Annotated in this window: 19 protein-coding genes; 3 read left to right on the plus strand and 16 right to left on the minus strand. The window is 38.2% G+C overall.

All coding sequences use genetic code 11. From position 1 onward, the window contains the following. Positions 1-152 precede the first annotated feature (152 nt). The 7 genes from AY601_RS15160 to glmM all read right to left on the minus strand — a co-directional run bounded on the left by AY601_RS15160 (position 153) and on the right by glmM (position 7,651). Positions 153-764: an outer membrane beta-barrel protein gene (locus AY601_RS15160; RefSeq protein WP_157287948.1), complete on the minus strand. Its 612-nt coding sequence runs from the start codon at positions 762-764 to the stop codon at positions 153-155. Between the two features lie 17 nt (positions 765-781). Next, positions 782-1,429, minus strand: coding sequence for an outer membrane beta-barrel protein (locus AY601_RS15165; protein WP_068402565.1), 648 nt, complete (start codon positions 1,427-1,429; stop codon positions 782-784). A 215-nt stretch (positions 1,430-1,644) separates the two neighbouring features. Further along, positions 1,645-3,936, minus strand: a complete 2,292-nt coding sequence (locus AY601_RS15170; protein WP_068407597.1) for a GH92 family glycosyl hydrolase — start codon at positions 3,934-3,936, stop codon at positions 1,645-1,647. Positions 3,937-4,204: 268 nt separating this feature from the next. After that, positions 4,205-4,411 carry a hypothetical protein gene (locus tag AY601_RS15175; RefSeq protein WP_068402567.1) on the minus strand — a complete coding sequence of 69 codons (207 nt, stop codon included), beginning with the start codon at positions 4,409-4,411 and terminating at the stop codon, positions 4,205-4,207. 103 nt (positions 4,412-4,514) lie between these two features. Continuing rightward, a complete protein-coding gene (locus AY601_RS15180) occupies positions 4,515-5,045 on the minus strand; it encodes a GNAT family N-acetyltransferase (protein WP_084359302.1) in 531 nt (176 codons plus the stop codon). A gap of 62 nt (positions 5,046-5,107) precedes the next feature. Beyond that, complete coding sequence (locus AY601_RS15185; protein WP_068402571.1) at positions 5,108-6,256, minus strand: cysteine desulfurase family protein; 1,149 nt, start codon at positions 6,254-6,256, stop codon at positions 5,108-5,110. 6 nt (positions 6,257-6,262) lie between these two features. After that, a complete protein-coding gene (gene glmM, locus AY601_RS15190; protein ID WP_068402573.1) occupies positions 6,263-7,651 on the minus strand; it encodes a phosphoglucosamine mutase in 1,389 nt (462 codons plus the stop codon). A gap of 136 nt (positions 7,652-7,787) precedes the next feature. Between glmM and AY601_RS15195 the strand changes: the two genes are divergently transcribed. The 3 genes from AY601_RS15195 to AY601_RS15205 are packed head-to-tail and all read left to right on the plus strand — an operon-like array spanning position 7,788 to position 9,804. Next, positions 7,788-8,519 carry a class I SAM-dependent methyltransferase gene (locus tag AY601_RS15195; RefSeq protein WP_068402575.1) on the plus strand — a complete coding sequence of 244 codons (732 nt, stop codon included), beginning with the start codon at positions 7,788-7,790 and terminating at the stop codon, positions 8,517-8,519. Then, a complete protein-coding gene (locus AY601_RS15200) occupies positions 8,516-9,079 on the plus strand; it encodes a phosphatase PAP2 family protein (RefSeq protein ID WP_068402577.1) in 564 nt (187 codons plus the stop codon). The genes AY601_RS15195 and AY601_RS15200 overlap by 4 nt, the downstream gene beginning before the upstream one ends. Continuing rightward, positions 9,079-9,804, plus strand: a complete 726-nt coding sequence (locus AY601_RS15205) for a ZIP family metal transporter (protein ID WP_068402579.1) — start codon at positions 9,079-9,081, stop codon at positions 9,802-9,804. The genes AY601_RS15200 and AY601_RS15205 overlap by 1 nt, the downstream gene beginning before the upstream one ends. Before the next feature lie 77 nt (positions 9,805-9,881). Here the strand turns inward: AY601_RS15205 and AY601_RS15210 are convergent, their stop codons facing one another. The 9 genes from AY601_RS15210 to AY601_RS15245 form a co-directional block, all read right to left on the minus strand. Continuing rightward, on the minus strand, positions 9,882-10,340 hold the full coding sequence (locus tag AY601_RS15210; protein WP_232324611.1) for a MarR family winged helix-turn-helix transcriptional regulator: 459 nt from the start codon (positions 10,338-10,340) through the stop codon (positions 9,882-9,884). A 1-nt stretch (position 10,341) separates the two neighbouring features. Continuing rightward, positions 10,342-10,515, minus strand: coding sequence for a DUF5522 domain-containing protein (locus tag AY601_RS25955; protein ID WP_198163538.1), 174 nt, complete (start codon positions 10,513-10,515; stop codon positions 10,342-10,344). After that, a complete protein-coding gene (locus AY601_RS15215) occupies positions 10,515-11,456 on the minus strand; it encodes an MBL fold metallo-hydrolase (protein ID WP_068402581.1) in 942 nt (313 codons plus the stop codon). Before AY601_RS15215 ends, AY601_RS25955 begins: the two co-directional genes overlap by 1 nt. After that, a complete protein-coding gene (gene coaE, locus AY601_RS15220; RefSeq protein WP_068402583.1) occupies positions 11,457-12,053 on the minus strand; it encodes a dephospho-CoA kinase in 597 nt (198 codons plus the stop codon). Continuing rightward, on the minus strand, positions 12,054-13,001 hold the full coding sequence (locus tag AY601_RS15225) for a YbbR-like domain-containing protein (RefSeq protein WP_068402586.1): 948 nt from the start codon (positions 12,999-13,001) through the stop codon (positions 12,054-12,056). Between the two features lie 90 nt (positions 13,002-13,091). Continuing rightward, positions 13,092-13,415, minus strand: a complete 324-nt coding sequence (yajC, locus tag AY601_RS15230; protein WP_041885747.1) for a preprotein translocase subunit YajC — start codon at positions 13,413-13,415, stop codon at positions 13,092-13,094. Between the two features lie 21 nt (positions 13,416-13,436). Next, entirely contained in the window at positions 13,437-13,883 is a 447-nt protein-coding gene (locus tag AY601_RS15235) for a DUF1573 domain-containing protein (RefSeq protein ID WP_068402587.1), read from the minus strand. Between the two features lie 12 nt (positions 13,884-13,895). Further along, positions 13,896-14,789 (minus strand): transcription antitermination factor NusB, encoded by an 894-nt coding sequence (nusB, locus tag AY601_RS15240; protein WP_232324612.1) that lies wholly within the window; start codon positions 14,787-14,789, stop codon positions 13,896-13,898. Between the two features lie 90 nt (positions 14,790-14,879). Then, the gene (locus tag AY601_RS15245) at positions 14,880-15,968 is read right to left on the minus strand and encodes a Glu/Leu/Phe/Val family dehydrogenase (protein WP_068402592.1); all 1,089 of its coding nucleotides are present in this window, start codon (positions 15,966-15,968) and stop codon (positions 14,880-14,882) included. Positions 15,969-16,022 lie beyond the last annotated feature (54 nt).

The following is a 16,022-nucleotide window of genomic DNA, read 5'->3' on the forward strand; positions in this document are numbered from 1 at the left end:
CCTGTTGCCTGTTAGACAGGCTTCCTTATAAAATAGCCTACGCTATAAAATAAAATCCCCTGCGGAATAAAGCGCTATTAAAGCTTTTATTCCGCAGGGGATTCTTAATATATTCAATTCATCTTATCAGGGCCTTTTAGTCCGGCTCTTGCTTACAAATAGAATTGAATCCCTAAACGCGGATTAAAGAAGTCACTTCCAAAACTAAAAGATCTGAAATCAGTTAAGGATGCCTCATCAGTTTTCAAGTGTTGCTTTGCATATTGGAATCCGGTAATTGACAGTTCTATACCGATTTTTTTAGAGGGGAACAAGGCAAATCCCGGAGATAAGGTTGCGCTATAAAAATTACTTTTCAAATCTTTTTCCCCCATTGTTTCGCTACCTTTTATATTCCGCCAGTTTAAAGCTGCTTCCAGCTGACCAAAAAATTTAAGTTGCGGTGTGATACCAACATAATATCTCCCAAACGGGCTTACACTCACAGCGTAAGCTTTTCTCCGTACAGAACCTCCATCAACCAAATTCTGGGTATAAGCAGAATGTACATAGCCTAATCCGGTTCCTATGACCAGATTATCTGTAACGAAGATTCCCACTGTGGGATTGATTCCTAAGTAAGTATTCCTGTCTGTTATGCTTCCACCTCTGTAGGTGTTGAAATTAGCATAACCTCCTAAAAGTATTTTTCCTTTTTCTGTCTGCGCCATGCAGCTAACTGATATTGATAGCAAACCAATAAAAATTAATACTATTTTCTTCATAATGATACAGCTCAGGATTAGAAATGAAATTGAATACCAATTTTTGGCGCGAAAAAGTCCGTTCCTAAATTGAAAGCATTATTCTTACTCACTTCATGCGAATTCTTATTCTCGGTTTTATTCCAGGCATAAGATAGCCCATCCAGAGAAAGCTGTATCCCAATCCTTTTGGTAGGAAAATAGGCGAAACCAGGCTCTATACTCACCCCTATAGCTGTAGTTTTAGAATTTGAAGGCGGCGCAACACTAACAGCCGGACTAGCCGTTCCTGTTACCGACTCCAGATTTCCCCATTTCATTGGAACAGAGAACTGACCAAAGAACTTGAACTGATCAGATATATTTATATAACGTCTGATAAAAGGGCTCACCATAAAATAATCAGTTGTATTTTTCTGATTTAAAAGGTATTGCGTTTTTTCGCTGCCCTCCTCTGTTAGCCTTGAATAACCAATCCCTAAACCCAATGCCAGGTTATCCTTTACAAAATAACCTATACTTGGAAGCAACGTTAAACTATTTTGCTTACTCTCCATAGCATTGTTACTACTTTTGGAATTGGAATAACCTATTGATCCTCCTGCAATAGTCTTACCTTTTTCAGTTTGGGCATTGACTGCCAGGGCAAATGCAGAAAGCATCGCCAATGTTACTAGTTTTTTCATACAGTGTTTCATTTGTGTATTCAATATTAAACATAAAAGATGATACTTAATATTTAAATTAATAGCAGACAAAAAATATATTACAAAAATGTCTTAAGTAATTAATTGAATTTCAATTTAAAACACAAAAAAAGTGGTTGATTTGCTCATTTAGCTATAAATGAGCAAATCAACCGCTTTATAAGCTGATCAGCTAACGGATCAGAACCCTTAAATTATTGCTGTTCTGTTGACATAGAGTAAGGGAAATCACTTTCCGCAGTACCCCTGGTCTTATTAGGTGTAGCAGTCATATCGAAATCCAAAGTAGCCCCTTTGACTAAATCAGCGTGACTTAACCAGTTTTTACCATAAGCCTTACCATTATATTTCAACGCATTGATATACTTGTTATCCACACTGTTTGCAGCAGCATTGATTACAATCTGTTTTCCATTATCCAGATTAACCGTTACTTTTTTGAACAAAGGCGCACCAACCACATATTGATCTGTAGCAGGAGTAACCGGATAGAAGCCCATTGAAGAGAAAACATACCAGGCAGAAGTCTGTCCGTTATCTTCATCTCCACAATAGCCATCAGGCGTAGCTTTATACATTCTGTTCATCGTTTCTCTTAACCAGTACTGCGCTTTCCAAGGTTGTCCGGCATAATTATACAAGTAAATCATGTGTTGTATCGGCTGATTGCCATGTGCATACTGTCCCATATTTGCAATCTGCATCTCTCTGATCTCGTGAATCACCGAACCATAATAACTTGCATCAAAAACAGGGGGCATAGTAAATACTGAATCCAATTTCTCTACAAACTTGTTTTTACCGCCCATCAGTCCAACCAGACCATTTATGTCCTGGAAAACTGACCATGAATAATGCCAGCTGTTTCCTTCTGTAAAAGCATCACCCCATTTAAACGGGTTAAAAGGTGATTGGAATGAACCATCCTTATTCTTTCCACGCATCAAACCAGATGAAGGATCAAATAGATTTTTATAATTCATTGCTCTTTTCTTGTAGATATCAATCTCAGCAGCTGGTTTATTCAGCGCTTTTCCCAATTGATAAATCGTAAAGTCATCATAAGCATACTCCAATGTTCTGGCGGCATTCTCATTCAGTTTAACATCATAAGGCACATAACCTAACTCATTATAATACTTTACACCCGCTCTTCCTACAGCTTCATTCGGCCCTTCATTATTCGCACCATGTTTTAACGCTTCAAATAAACGCTCAATATCATATCCACGCAACCCTTTAATATAAGCATCTGCGACTACAGAGGCAGAATTGTTACCGATCATACAATTTGCATAACCAGGACTTGACCATTCAGGCAACCATCCGCCTTCTTTATAATCATTTACCAATCCTTCCTGCATCTCTTTGTTGATTGCAGGATACACCAGATTTAAGAATGGGTACAGCGCTCTGAAGGTATCCCAGAATCCCGTACCAGCAAACATATAACCTGGCATAGTTTTGCCATTGTAAGGGCTCCAGTGAACAATTTTATTGTTCGCATCTATCTCATATAACTTATTCGGGAAAAATAAAGTCCGGTATAAACTTGAATAAAAAGTACGTGTCTGATCAACAGTTCCGCCTTCAATAGAAATTTTACCTAAAGTCTTGTTCCATACCGCTCTTGATTTTTGCTGCGTAGCTTCAAACGTATCATTTGCCAATTCTCTTTTTAAACTGATTTCGGCCTGTTCAACACTGATAAAAGACGAAGCGACTTTCATCCCTACTTTCTCTCCTTTTTCAGTCTTAAATCCTATGATCGCACCAGAATGATCACTTTTCAGCTCCAGCGTATCTTTTGCCAGCGTATTTCCGTGCCATGTATTAGCAGAAGAAATAGCCTTATCAAAGTAGATAACAAAGTAATTTTTAAAATTAGCAGGTAGCGGCCCACTTGCATAACGCGTACTGTAACCTATAACTTTTCTTTCCTTCGGAATAACTTTAATATATGATCCCTTATCAAAAGCATCAATAACAACATAAGAACTATCAGATTTCGGGAATGTAAAACGGAACTGAGCTGCACGCTCTGTAGGCGTAATCTCAGTAGTTACATCTGCATCAGCCAGGTATACACTGTAATAATATGGCTTTACAATTTCTGCCTTATGAGAGAACCAGCTTGCACGCTCATCCTGGTTAAACTTCATTTTACCAGTGACCGGCATTACTGAGAATTGTCCATAATCATTCATCCAGGGAGAAGGCTGATGTGTTTGTTTAAACCCTCTTATTTTATCAGCATCATAAGTATAAGCCCATCCATCACCCATTTTACCGGTTTGCGGAGTCCAGAAGTTCATTCCCCATGGAACTGCAATTGTAGGATAAGTATTCCCATTAGACAGGCTTGGTTTACTTGCCGTCCCCATTAACGGATTAACCCAATCTACCGGGTCTGTCACTTTACCTGCTTGCTGCGCCAGTACAGGCATAGTGGCAGCAATAAGTAATGCTGATAAGAAATGTTTCATCATTTGTTTTGTGTGATTTATAGCGTATATACTATTACGCATAAGTTCATATATGGTTAAAGAATTAAAAACGATTTAGCAAATCAATAAACACCCATTATCCTTTTCATACAGTAGCTAAATCTATCCCCTAATGTAATGGAGAAAACTTTAACAGACAAATAAATCAGGTAATATTTACGGGATAGAATTCACAAATCCCCCTTTATAAACAAAAAACCCTGAATCAACTGTTGAATCAGGGTTTTCTTTAGAAATAATATTTTTATCAGAAATCTCTTCCAGGTGTAGTACCAGGCTCATGACCTGCACCTAAAGGCTTATTTTTTCTTTCAGGTCTGTTCGCAAATGCAGATCTTCCAGATTCCGACTCAGAAGATGTTTCACCACTGCTTAAATCTTCATCATTGTCAGTTTCTTTATAAACCGTTTTCTTTTTTTCTTCTTCGTGATCGTGCTTTTCCGGAGTATTCATAACCAATGTTTTAATTAAAAATTATTGACAATTGAATAGACAACAAGCCGGGAAAAATATAGTTTATATTATTTTATAATAAATCAGCACGATCACCTTTAAATTACAAAGGGTGGTATAAATAGACCTGCTTTTTAACCGTGCGGATGATTTCATGAAAATACAGCTCTTCTCTTTCCGCTACATTAGTCATCAGCACTAAAGAATGAGAAACATGAGCGTCATGATAAGAAGGATGAAGATAATCAAAAGGTAAACAAACCAATCCCAATCTTTCATAAAAGCCAATTCTGCGTATGGCATCCACAGAAGCAGGAGGCTCAACCTCTAACAATAATTTACGGTTGACCATGAAATCTTTCATCACACGTTCTCCAAATTTCTTTCCTCTGTTTACCGGATCAATTGCCAGATGTTCAATAAAACACCAGTCCTCAAACTTCCAGCTGGTTACAAAACCAATCGCTTTTTCTTCTTCCAGAACAACCTGCATAGACATTTCCGGAACTGTGCCAATCATTTTTAACAATTGTTTCCAGTTCCTGCGCTCTTCCATTGGAAAAGCAGCATGGTACAACTCCTCTACAAAAGACAGATATGGACTCTTATTATTCTCTATGGGTGCGTATTGCATAATTGTGCTATAAAAAAAAAGCCCTGACCGCTGGCCAGAGCTTTTTGTAATCAATAAAATTCTTAAACTGCGATATTCTGTTCTACAATATGTTTCACTTTTTCTATCACATAATCAATTTCCTCTTTCGTATTCAACTTGCTGAAAGAGAACCTGACAGAAGGACGGTTCGGATCAATGCCAACAGCAGTCAATACATGAGACCCGATATTAGAACCTGAAGAACAAGCGCTGCCGCCAGATGCAGAGATACCGTTAATATCAAGATTAAACAATAACATATCAGACATATCCATTGCAGGGAATGAAACATTAAGGACCGTATATAAACTTTTCTCAGGATCAGTTTCTCCATTAAAGCTAATGGCAGGAATTTCTGCAACCAGTTTATCTTTCATGTAAGTTTTCAATTCCTGGATATAAGTTTGGTGCGCTTCCATCTGACTATAAGCCATCTCCAATGCTTTTGCCAGCCCTACAATTCCATAGACATTTTCAGTTCCTCCACGCATATTCCGCTCCTGCGCACCGCCAAAGATCATCGGACTGATTTTAACCGTGTGATTTACAAATAAAAAGCCTACTCCTTTTGGACCATGCAATTTATGTGCTGCACAAACTATAAAATGTGCTTTAATCTTTCTGACATCATGTACATAATGACCCATGGTCTGTACTGTATCACAATGATAAATAGCCTCGTAACGCTCACAAATATCACCTACCTTTTCCATATCGGTCAAGGTTGCCAATTCATTATTTGCATGCATTAAAGAAACGAAAGAACGTGAATTCTCTTTTAACAGTTGTTCCAGGTGCTCATAATCAACATTACCCTTAGCATCTATATTTACAAAGCTCAGCTTATCAATAACGCCATCTTTTAATAACTGGCCCAGCGTATGCTCAACTGCATGATGTTCAATTTTTGAAGTAATGGCATGTTTGATCCCAAAAGCCGCGATACCACAACGTATAGCTGTATTGTCGGCTTCTGTACCACCTGAAGTGAAAAATATCTCAGCAGGTGTCGCATTCAGTAATCCTGCTACAGTTTTACGGGCCTTTTCAATCAATGTACGTACCTCACGGCCCTGCGCATGAATTGAAGATGGATTACCATAATAATTCTCCATCACATTAATCATTTCAGCCATTACCTCTTTATCAAGAGGGGTAGTTGCAGCATTATCCAAATAGATCCTGTTCATTCTGTATTAATTCAATTTTAAAATTTCTTTGATGTCTGATATAATTTTGTTCGCCAGGTTTTCAGCTACAGTTTCATTTTCCGCTTCGCTGTAGATACGGATAATTGGTTCTGTATTTGATTTACGCAGGTGGACCCACTCACTATCAAACTCTATTTTCAATCCGTCAATAGTGCTGCTCGGTTGATTTTTATATTTTTCCTGTACTTTAACCAACAAAGCATCAATATCCATTTCAGGAGTTAATGTGATCTTATTTTTAGAAATATGGTAATTCGGATAGCTGCTTCTTAACAAGGAAACAGATTTACCAAATTTCGCAAGATGTGTTAAAAACAAAGCGATCCCAACCAAAGCATCACGGCCATAATGCAATTCAGGATAAATAATCCCGCCATTACCTTCACCACCAATAATTGCATTTGTTGCTTTCATCTGGTTTACCACATTCACTTCACCCACAGCAGCAGCATTGTATTCCCCGCCCGCTCTGAGTGTGACATCTTTTAAGGCTCTCGTCGATGATAAATTAGAAACCGTGTTCCCCACCTGATTCTTCAAAATATAATCAGCTACAGCAACTAAAGTGTATTCCTCACCGAACATCGTCCCATCTTCACAAACAAAACATAAACGATCTACATCAGGGTCTACTACAATACCCAGATCTGCCTGTTTGCGCTGCACGACTTTAGCAATTTCAGTCAGGTTTTCAGGTAAAGGCTCTGGATTATGAGGAAACTCACCATTGGGCTCACAATACAATTCGAATACTGTTTTTACCCCTAATGCCTTTAACAAAGCCGGAATAAAAATACCACCCGTAGAATTTACACAGTCAATTGCAATTTTGAAATTTGCATTTTTGATCAATTCCACATCAACCAGCGGCAAAGCCAGAATTACATCAATATGTTTTTGCAGATAAGAGTCATCATAAATAACTTTTCCAAGGTCATTCACCTCAGCAAAAGAAAAATCAGCTCTTTCAGCAATTTCTAATACTTCTTTACCATTTTCATCATTGATAAACTCACCCTTCTCATTTAAGAGTTTCAGTGCGTTCCATTGTTTAGGATTATGGCTGGCTGTCAGAATAATTCCCCCTCCCGCTTTTTCCATTGGAACAGCAATCTCTACCGTTGGCGTAGTTGATAAACCCAAGTCTATCACTTCAATCCCCAATCCCTGTAAAGTACCGGTTACAAGATTATTCACCATGTCTCCCGAGATCCGGGCATCCCGTCCGAGTACGATTTTCTTAATATTCGTATTTTTGATTACCCACGAGCCATAAGCTGCGGTAAACTTCACTATATCAATAGGTGTTAGCCCATTTCCAGCGATTCCGCCGATAGTTCCCCTGATTCCTGAAATAGATTTTATAAGTGTCAACTGCTCTGAATTTTATTTTCCAAAAATAGTAAAAATTTAAGTAGTCATAGTCATATTAGCATAATTTGAGTTGAATATCCACCCAGTTGCATTCCTAATCACTATATTTGCTTTTTCTAAATTTAAGACGGTCCTTATGCAGCGAAAGTGGTTTCAATATTGGTTTAATTCTCCCTATTATCATATCTTATATAGTCAGCGTAACGACGCTGAAGCAGAGTTTTTAATTGATAACCTGACAGCTTACCTTAAACCTGCACTGCACTCCCGTATGCTGGATATCGCCTGTGGAAGAGGCCGTCATTCTGTTTATTTAAACAAAAAAGGATTTGACGTTACAGGAATTGATCTTTCTGAACAAAGTATTAAATACGCGAAGCAATTCGAGCAAAAACATCTTCACTTTTTCGTACACGATATGCGTAAGCTCGGCTATATCAATTATTACGATATCGCTTTGAACCTTTTCACAAGTTTCGGCTACTTTGATACAGAAAAAGATCATGTAAACGCGCTTAAATCTTTCAGAAAAAGTATTAAAGAAGACGGAACAGTAGTTATTGATTACTTCAACACACAGAAAATTATCAGTAACCTGACCCACAAAGAAACCAAGACCCTTGAAGGTATAGAATTTGATCTTCGTAAATTCGTTGCTGAAGGTAAAATCATTAAGCACATCAACTTTGAACACAAAAGCAAACACTATGCTTTTGAAGAGCGTGTACAAGCCTTCAGTCTTGCTGACTTTGAACGTATGCTTGAAAAAAGCGGATTAAAAATAGTGGATACATTCGGCAGCTACAGCCTGGAAGCTTTTGATGTGGCTAAATCTGACAGATTAATCCTTGTTTGTAAAAAAGCATGATAGAAAGCCTGCATAACTTCGATGTAGAACTGTTTCTGAAAATTCACAGGGGACTGTCGAATGGTTTCCTGGACTGGTTCCTTCCATTGATGCGCAACCGTTATACCTGGGCCCCACTTTACCTTTTTATTATCATTTTCAGTTTCAAAGAATATAAAAAGAGAGGCTGGTATATCATAGGCGGCGTAATCCTTACGTTTGCCCTGGGTGATATGATTTCTTCCAGATTCATCAAGCCATTTGTTGCCAGGCTAAGACCTTGTAATGAACCCACACTGATTCATGATATTATTCACCGCGTGCCCTGCGGCAGCGGTTATAGTTTCCCATCAGCACATGCAACAAACCATTTTGGTATTGCCGTGTTTTTAATTATGGTTTTCTATCCAAGATGGAAGCCAATCCTGCCTATTGGCCTGGCCTGGGCATTTATTATTTCTTTCGCACAAATATATGTAGGTGTACATTACCCGATTGATACTATAGCAGGCGCTGCTCTGGGCTCAACTATCGGATTTTTAGTAGCACTCATTTATAAAAAATTACAACCAGCACTTTAATGGAAGTTTGGAAAATCTTAATCCTGTTCTTTTGCGCCTTTTTTGGAGGGTTATCTATATTTTTAGTCAAAAGTGATAAGTCACAATTGCTAAAACTTATACTTTCTTTTAGTGGTGCTTATTTATTTGCAATCACCGTATTACACCTGATACCCGATGCTTACAGCGGGCCGGATCACGCAGAAATAGGTATTTACATCTTAATTGGATTCCTTTTACAGATCCTTTTAGAGCAATTTTCTGAAGGTGTAGAACATGGGCATATCCATAAACATGATGACACCCGGATCTTTCCTTATGGAATCATGATCAGTTTGTGTTTGCATGCTTTTTTAGAAGGAATGCCACTTGCAGCAGATCAGCATAATGCATTGATTTTTGGTATTTCCCTTCATCATATCCCAGCCGCTTTTGCGCTTGCGAGTATATTGATGCAAAACAAATTCAAATCTGCAGGTATTATCTTTTACCTGGCCATCTTCGCCATCATGGCACCTTTAGGGTTCTGGGTAAGTAATGGGATCAGCACAGGCAGTATTGGAGGGATCGAAGTTTACTTCCACAAAATGATGGGAATTGTGATCGGAATATTCTTACATATCTCCACCACTATCTTATTCGAATCCAGCGTAGATCATAAAGTTTCCAAAAGAAAAATGGTTGCTGTCTTGTTGGGTATTGCGATTGCCCTGATTGGATTTTATACCTCAGGACATAGTCATTAATAAATGATCATCAGGCAGTGCCCCTTACTTAAAGCGCTGTATCTTAACAAAAAGCATCAGACAGGGCACTAAGGACACTAAGCCCTGCCTCTTGCTTTTTCCAGCAGCGAAGTTAATTGCTCTGCCTCCTGATGGGTTAAATTAGCAGAAAGAATAGCAGATAAGCTCATTTCTTTATCCATCTTCTTTAACAATGCCAACCCCTTCTCATTGATCAGGATGTCAACTGCACGCTTATCATAAGCATTGGTTTTTTTACAAATCAAATCCTTCTGTACCAGGCGGTCAACAATTCGTGAAGCATCACACATTTTATCAAGCATCCTGGATTTCAGCAAATTGATAGTCGAAGGGTCCGGATGCTGGCCACGTAATATCCTGAGCACATTAAACTGCTGATTGGTAATATCATATACTGAAACAGCCTGTTTCACTTGATCATTACACCAATTCTGGGTAAATGCCAGATTGACCATTGCCTCGTGGAATATGCTTTCATAGCGGGGGGCGTTTGTTTCTTTCTGCAACTGTATCACGTTATCTTTTTTCTGAATTTAATTCACTATTATTCCCATTGTCTTTTTTCCTGCCGTATTTCCATGGACAGTGCTTACAACCATTTTTACAGCAATAACCACGTTTAAGGTGATATGTTTCTGTAAAAACCATCAATCCCTCTTCATTGAAATAATAGTCGGCACTCTGTTCCATTAGTTAAGCAATTTAACAGTAATAATGTTTGAATAATAACTTTTTAGTTGAATTCCACTCCCATGTGTAGTCCAAATTTCTTTTGGCTTTACTTTTTCAATTGTATAAATGATATCATCCCAATCCACATGATCAGAAATGAACAATTGCAACTCATTATTGTGCTGTAAATGTTTCCATCCCGTCGCAAAAACCCTGATTACATTTACCGCTTTGATATAACTTCTGTAAACCAAAGGCGGTACCAGGTAAATCATATCAGTTTTAGTATTCTTCATTACTTTCCGGTCATAAACCTCATATTTCCCCATATCAATTCCCATCTGCTCATAAATTTTCACAAAAGGAAGAATACTATGGTGTACCAGGATCCTTCGCTGCGGACAAAGGTCGCTGATCAGTTTAATCAACCGCTGACTCTTACCTAAAGCATAAGCCCCCAGCATAATATTGCTCGTTGTCGCATTTAGTTTTTTGATTTCCAGTTCTACATCAGGATGTTTGGTATCCGGATTTGCAAAAGTTGTTTCCGTAATCAGTACATCAGCTTCCGCAAATTCTATAGGCTCGCAAGTCGTATCCGGCTGAAGCTTATAATCTCCGGTATATAAATATTTAACCCCTTTATACTCCATCATTACCAGTGCAGAACCTAAAATATGGCCAGCAGGGATAAAACTTATCTTCACTTCATTCAATACAAATTCAGCATGAAAAGCATACAGATGAAACTCACCCGCTGCAAATTTCTTATACCGCTGTATCATGAACAATGAGGTTGCTTTGGTACAATACACATTGAAATTACCACTAATTGCATGATCACCGTGTGCATGTGAAATTACTGCATCCCTGACCATTTCTTTCGGGTCCAGGTAAAAATTGCCATAGGCACAATACAGTCCAATTTTAGTTGGCACTAAAAAATCCGCTAATATCATTTATTTTGTAAGGTTTATAAATTGATGGTGCAGCTCCAATACCTGGAGTATCACCGATCGGCTTTCATCATTTGTAATTAAAAAATCAGCCATTTTATTCTTTTCTTCATCGCTCAGCTGCTTATCCATCCGCGCTTCGACCTGTTCGGCAGTTACCCCATCCCGGTCCATCACCCGTTGTATTTTGACCGCTTTGGGTGCGGTAACCAAAATACTATGGTCACACATTTTATAAGACCCACTCTCAAATAATAGGGCAGCCTCTTTCAAATTATAAGGTACCTCTGCAGGTATAGTTTGCTGCCAGCTTTCAAATGCGCTGAATACAGCCGGATGAACCAATGCATTCAGCTTCTCCAGCTCCACTTTATTATTGAATACAATTTGTGCAATATGTTTATTGTTCAGCTTCCCGGACAACTCATAACTCTCCACGCCAAAAGCTGCTATAATCCCCTCCCTTAATATAGGATCGGTTATCATAATTTCCTTAGCCACGGTATCCGCATAAAACACAGGAATCCCCAGTTGTTCAAATATGCTGCAAACCATAGTTTTGCCACTTCCTATACCACCGGTAATCCCAATCTTAATCATTTATCTTTCTATAATAAAATCAACTTTTTCCGGGTCTATCCTCATCCTTCTGCAATAATCAGGAAAGCGGGTTAGCTTAACACTCAGCTGGCCATGATGCTTTAACTTCCACTCATTCAAATCTACCACAGCTTCAATGAAATCTTCATTTACCTGCTGATAACTGGACAAGGCAACCATAAAAGTGATCTTAACCTTTTTCGGATAAAGCTTAACATTATAATATTCTCCATTATTGATAATCTTCAACGGCACTTCCAGTGTTTTCTCCGTAAACTCATCTACTGGCAATTTAACCTCGATACTCGCCGGGAATATATTTACATTTTTGAGTACGTTCTGTTTCATCCCTACCCGGGTCACTGCCTGGTTCTGAATATTATGCAGCACTAAAGTATCAGTTTTCCACTCGTTAATCTTTTCCAGCTCTTCCTGAGGACCTGATACCGTGACGTAATTCGGTGTACACTGAATCACATCAGAAATACCAAACTGCTTTACAAAAGATAAATTAGATACTAATCTGACCGGAACTCTTTTTACCGTCCTTTTAGAAAAATCAAAGTATAACGTATCAGGACGTACAGATATAATTTTCTGTGAAGTTTCCAACTGGTTGTTCACACTATATAACTGCTCTGAAAAAAGGATAAAGTTCCTGTTATTTAATTTTTCAAGATTAATGCTGATAAATTGCGGATTTACCCTTAAACGTGCAAACAATAATTGCCAGCCCGTTCCTTCTACCTGTAAATCTACCGTATCAGACTGTAAAGGATGAAAAGCTTTTTTCTGCGGGAAATTTTTATAAATCAGGACAGTCTTGGCCGTATAAACATATTTATTGTTTAACGCCAGAAATAACCACCCTGCAATAGCCAGAAGCACACAAGTGATCAATACTAAAAAGCGCTTTCGCTCTATTTTTGTAAGTTTAATGAATGGCATACGGGCTGTAATTAATCAAATTTAAGGTTTTATCACTAAACAAAAAAGCCGCGCCAATAATGGAGCGGCTTTTTAATGTCTATCAGCGAATTAAGCCTTAGGCAATTCAGTAGATGCTTTAGTTGCATCCAGAGAAATAGCTGACTTATCAAAACGGATTTTAGTACCGCCTTCAACTTCGATTAGAAAAGTAAGTTCATTCATATCAACGATTCTGCCATGGATACCAGCAGTAGTAACTATTTTATCACCTTTTTTCAAGTCTGCAACTAATTTCTTGTGGTCTTTAGCTTTTTTAACCTGTGGTCTGATCATGAAGAAATAGAAAACTACCATGATTAATACCATTGGAACCAAGGTACTTAACATACTGCTTCCGCCGGCAGCAGCATCTAAAATTACTGTTAATGTCATATTGATTGTATTATTATAAAATTATGTTCTTTCTTTAACCTCACCAATCAGATGTACTTCTGTTGTAGAAGGATTACCATTTGAAGTGATCGTGACAACTTTATCCTGCATTCCCATTTTGCCAGCGCTGTTAAAAACTACTTTAATCACGCCATCTGCTCCTGGTTTAATCGGCTCTTTAGGGATTTCGGGAATAGTACATCCACAAGTTGCAGTCGCATTGGTAATAATCAACGGGCTTTTTCCAGTGTTTGTAAATTTGAATTCATAGTGTACCGATTCACCCTGTACAATTTTACCGAAATTGTACATTCCCTGTTTGAAACTGATTACAGGTGCATCTGGTGAAGCCACAGTTTTAGTTTCAGTAGTTTTAACTACACTGTCAGTCGCAACCGCTGTAGGTTTTGTTTGTTGGCATGCGGCTAACGTAGCCGCTGCAAATGCAAGTAAAAATATCTTCTTCATTCCTATATTTTTTTATTCTTCTATCAATCCGCGGCCAATTTTTTTGATACTGTTTGTACGCTTTAAATCGCCTAAAATTTTGTCCAAGATACCGTTAATAAATGAATTACTTTTCGGAGTACTGTAATCTTTTGACAAGTCAAGATACTCATTGATGGTTACTTTTACCGGGATCGAAGGGAAATTCATCAACTCACAAATAGCCATTTTCATCAGGATTGTATCCATTAATGCAATACGTTCCGACTCCCAGTTTTTAGTACGCTCAGCGATTAAATTCTGGTATTCAGTATTATTTTTCAGCGTATAAGTAAAAAGATCTTCCACAAACTTGCTGTCTTCTTTCCAATCCACACTGATTGGTGTAAGTTTGTTTTTAAACGGATCTTCCGAAACAAAGTTCTTCAGGGTTTTTGCAACCATCCCCTGCATCACTTCCTTATCTACCGGCCAGTTGATAAATTTATCTTCAAAAGCCTGGATGATATTCTGGCTTTTAAGGATGATTTTTCTAAAGATAAATTTGATAATCTCTTTTGACCCTTCCAGACTATCATCAGTATCTGCCAGATAAGCAATATACTCAGGAGTAGCTTTCAGCTTATTGTAGATTGTTTTGATGAATTCAGGGTCTGCATGCCAGTTAATCTGGTATTTGTTTACAGCCGATTTAAATTCAGGATTTTCCTGCAGCAAAACAATGAACTTGTTGCGCAGTAATTTCTTGTTAGGATTCAGATCTTCAGCTGTTGGAAAATGCTTGTTAGCTCTTTCAATAGCGTCAACTGAGGTGTATTCCGTGATCTCAGAAAGTAATGCCAGCATTCTGACATACATTTCATAAACCTGGTCAATACTGTGCATCAATTCTTTCTTTGCAGAAAGTAGATCTTTTTTGTCTGTCATTTGCCACGCAAAAATGTTTTGCAGGACTTTAATTCGTAGGTGCCTTCTATTTAACATGAATGTAAGAACGAGTTGGTAATATACCGGTTATTAAAATGATGATTTTATTTTTTTGATGTCTATTATTCTTTGTTCTGCAATCCTGTTTGCTGCCAGGATTGTTGGGATATTTTCTGCCTTTGACAGTTTAATTACATTGCGCGTAGCCTGGTAGATATTTTCTGTCAGCTGCATCGTGCGCTTTCTTCCAAAACCTGTTAATTCTGAATAACAATTAATCAGTCCGCCTGCATTAATCAGATAATCGGGTGCAAAAAGTATATTCTTTTCCAAAAGCAACTTACCATGCACATGCTCATCTGCAAGCTGGTTGTTAGCTGAACCAGCAATAATTGCAAACTTCATTCTTGGAATAGTTACATCATTGACTGTAGCACCTAACGCACAAGGTGCATAGATATCAACGTCAAGACCGAATACTTTATTGGCCTCTACAGGTTTTGCTTTATATTTTCTTGCAATATGATGTAAACGTTCCTCATTGATATCACTGATAAAAACTTCCACGTTTTCATTTCTCAATAACTCCACCAATTGCTCCCCTACATTTCCAATCCCCTGTACAACAACAGAGCGTCCTGCCAGCATATCAGTTCCAAAAACTTCCTTAACACAAGCTTTTATGCCCAGAAAAACGCCTTTAGCAGTTGTAGGAGATGGATCACCCATTCCACCAATTGATTCAGGGACTCCCGTCACATATTTGGTTTCCATGCGGATATATTCCATGTCTTTAGTCGTTGTACCTACATCTTCAGCCGTAATGAACTCCCCATTCAGGTTTTGAATAAAACGGCCAAAACTGCGCATCATCGCTTCAGATTTCCCTTTACGGGAATCACCAATGATTACAGCCTTACCGCCACCCAGGTTTAAACCTGTAATTGCAGCTTTATAAGTCATACTCCTTGATAACCGCAGCACATCTTCCAGTGCTTCAGTCTCCGTAGCATAACTTAACATTCTTGTACCACCTAAAGCAGGGCCCAGTGTCGTATCATGAATAGCAATAATGGCTTTTAAACCGGTATCGGGATCATTACAAAAAACAACTTTTTTGTGTCCTAAAGCACTTAGTTGATCTAAAATTGAGGTTACCGCAGAACTATTACCAGACATAAGATTTCGTTTATCAGACAGCTCGCAAAACTAAGGATAAAAAACATTATTTAC

The organism is Pedobacter cryoconitis (genome assembly GCF_001590605.1).
In the GTDB taxonomy this organism is placed as follows: domain Bacteria; phylum Bacteroidota; class Bacteroidia; order Sphingobacteriales; family Sphingobacteriaceae; genus Pedobacter; species Pedobacter cryoconitis_A.